Source organism: Thermococcus sp., from assembly GCF_027008145.1.
Taxonomy (GTDB): domain Archaea; phylum Methanobacteriota_B; class Thermococci; order Thermococcales; family Thermococcaceae; genus Thermococcus.
This window is the reverse complement of the sequence record NZ_JALTCZ010000112.1, coordinates 1-2,054: the sequence shown is the minus strand read 5'-3', so window position 1 is coordinate 2,054 and position 2,054 is coordinate 1. Positions and strand designations below refer to the sequence as shown.

At 51.9% G+C, this 2,054-nt stretch carries 5 protein-coding genes; all 5 read left to right on the top strand.

Translation table 11 applies throughout. The features are described from left to right. Positions 1-2 precede the first annotated feature (2 nt). Positions 3-242 (top strand): hypothetical protein, encoded by a 240-nt coding sequence (locus MVD07_RS05555; RefSeq protein WP_297499514.1) that lies wholly within the window; start codon positions 3-5, stop codon positions 240-242. Continuing rightward, positions 239-907: a hypothetical protein gene (locus tag MVD07_RS05550; RefSeq protein WP_297499512.1), complete on the top strand. Its 669-nt coding sequence runs from the start codon at positions 239-241 to the stop codon at positions 905-907. Before MVD07_RS05555 ends, MVD07_RS05550 begins: the two co-directional genes overlap by 4 nt. 55 nt (positions 908-962) lie before the next feature. Beyond that, entirely contained in the window at positions 963-1,259 is a 297-nt protein-coding gene (locus MVD07_RS05545; protein ID WP_297499510.1) for an AbrB/MazE/SpoVT family DNA-binding domain-containing protein, read from the top strand. Further along, positions 1,243-1,650 (top strand): type II toxin-antitoxin system VapC family toxin, encoded by a 408-nt coding sequence (locus MVD07_RS05540; RefSeq protein ID WP_297499516.1) that lies wholly within the window; start codon positions 1,243-1,245, stop codon positions 1,648-1,650. Before MVD07_RS05545 ends, MVD07_RS05540 begins: the two co-directional genes overlap by 17 nt. A 2-nt stretch (positions 1,651-1,652) precedes the next feature. Further along, a partial coding sequence (locus tag MVD07_RS05535) for an alpha/beta fold hydrolase (RefSeq protein ID WP_297499508.1) occupies positions 1,653-2,054 on the top strand: 402 nt, incomplete at its 3' end.

The following is a 2,054-nucleotide window of genomic DNA, read 5'->3' as shown; positions in this document are numbered from 1 at the left end:
TAGTGAGCGAGGGACTCGTCAGCAAAATCGAAGTGGATGAGGAGGAGAACATCGTGAGGATATACGTGGCCTTCTTCAGGAACACACCGGCCCATCCCTTTTCGATGGCCGTAAACTGGCCCGTCCAAGCGAGGATAATCAGGGACATGGTAAAAGTTTTAGAGGATAAGCTGGGATACTTCGAGATAGTTGATGACACATCCCTTCAGAGATACTATCCAATAGAGGAGGAGGGGGCATGAACTTTAACGTAGGGATTTCTTCGGAACTTCTGCTGGTGCTTATGGTCCTGGCCGGTGCGGCCTCATACCAGTTCTATAAGGGAAGAAAGCTGAACCTCCAGCTGATGGAATTCTACCTAAGGAAAATAGAAGGGATCGTCAAGCCCGAGGACAAGGACTACGTCTGGCTCGGCGGTTACATAGGATTTCGAGCGAGCTACAAGATAAGCAGGGACAACTTGAAGAAGTTCGAGTATACCCTAACCCTGCTCCCGAGGCACAGCCTCCTCTACTTCCCGATAGCCCTCCTGACGAGCAGGCACGACAAGCTCTACATCGTCGTAAGGCCCTTCGCCCAGATAAAGCGCGAGGCCCACCTGATCCAGAAGGGCTACTACCGCCTCAAGCCTGACATAGAGAACGAGCCACTCCTGCAGAGAGAGGAGGTCGAGGTAGGTGGCAAGAAGTACGAGGCACTCTTCGAGAAGAGGCGAGACCTTGACAGGCTTAAATCCCTCTTGGAGAGCCTTCCAAAGCCCCACAACGTCAAGCACATCGCACTGACCCCGAAGACCAACGTTTTCTACATCCTTATGAAGCCAGAGCCGGACACAATAGAGGAAAGCGTGAAGAAAATAGTCAAGTTCACCAACACCGAGCTCAAGGAGGGCCCCTTCTCCTCCTGATTTCCCCATTTTCCTATTCGTAACCTTTTTGTTGTTGAACCTTAGGTTATACTTGGTGGTACCCTTGGTTAGTATTCGCCTTAAGGTCGGGCCGAAGGGGCAGATAGTTATTCCCAAAGTCTTCAGAGAAGCTTATGGCATAAAGGAGGGCGGTGAGGTCATAGTGGAGCCGGGGGAGAGCGAGCTGGTTATTAAGAGAGTACTGGACACTGAGGAGCGCCTGAAAAAGCCCAGGGAGTATCACAAAAAGAGAAGGGGGAAGAGACCAGCCAAACTGGGAGAACTCAAAGGAATAAGTCTTGAAGACGAGTTTGACGAGGTCTGGGGGATTGAGGATGAAGCTGTTCATTGACACCAACTTTTTTGTCTATCTGAACAGCAACATAGATGACGACCTGGTCAAGAGGCTTGATGCACTCTACGCAGATTTAGTTGGGGAGAACGAACTCTATACCAACGTCCTCGCGCTGGACGAGCTCATTCACGTTTCTAGGAGAAAATACGGAGTGAGCCACTCCGAGACCATGTCCTTTATTAAGGATATTATATTGCCCGCGGTGGGGGTTCTCCCAGTCACGTTTAACGACTACCTCGCCACCAGGGAAATCATCCTTAAATACAACCTTCGCCCTTCCGACGCCCTCCATATCGCGGTAATCCAGAACAACGGCCTTCAGGCGATAGTGAGCGAGGATGAAGACTTTGATAGGCTTTCCCTCAAAAGACTCTGGCTGGAGGGTTGATTATGGGGGTTTACAAAGTCAGGTTTGGAGCCCCCGAGAGGGGCTGGGTTGTGCTCGTCCACGGTCTCGGGGAACACAGCGGACGCTACGGGAAGCTCATAGAGCTCCTCAATGAGGCAGGCTTCGGTGTCTACGCATTTGACTGGCCCGGACACGGGAAAAGTCCAGGTAAGAGAGGCCATACCAGCGTTGAAGAGGCTATGGAGATAATTGATTCCATAATCGAGGAATCAAGCAAAAAGCCCTTCCTCTTCGGCCACAGCCTCGGTGGTTTGACGGTCATCCGCTATGCCGAGACGAGATCTGATAAGGTAGGGGGCGTGATAGCTTCTTCACCGGCCCTCGCGAAGAGCCCTGAGACGCCGGGTTTCATGGTCGCCCTCGCGAAATTCCTCGGGAGGGTC